The organism is Peribacillus sp. SIMBA_075 (assembly GCF_046534585.1).
Genome location: NZ_JAWRYN010000487.1, coordinates 1 through 276 on the forward strand (window position 1 = coordinate 1; position 276 = coordinate 276).

The window sequence follows — 276 nt, forward strand, 5'->3', positions numbered from 1 at the left end:
CTTATTATTGCTTGTTATAATTGGAAACAAATGTTCTTGAAAAAGATTCTCATTTCCAAAATTGAGGTGCTATATAGATGACGAAGAAGAAAATAGGTTTGCTTGTAATGGCATATGGAACACCGGAGTCATTAGATGATGTAGAAGCTTATTATACTCACATTCGTCATGGCCGTAAGCCATCTGAAGAAGCGCTCCAAAATTTAATCGGATGGTATAAAGCAATTGGTGGAATTTCACCGCTTGGGAAAATAATGAAAGAGCAGGCGCATAAAT

The 276-nt window shown here is 36.2% G+C and carries 1 protein-coding gene; it reads left to right on the forward strand.

All coding sequences use genetic code 11. The features are described 5' to 3' along the window. Positions 1 to 77: 77 nt before the first annotated feature. Positions 78 to 276: ferrochelatase (locus SB775_RS29110; protein ID WP_410864687.1), on the forward strand; the 199-nt coding region annotated here is incomplete at its 3' end.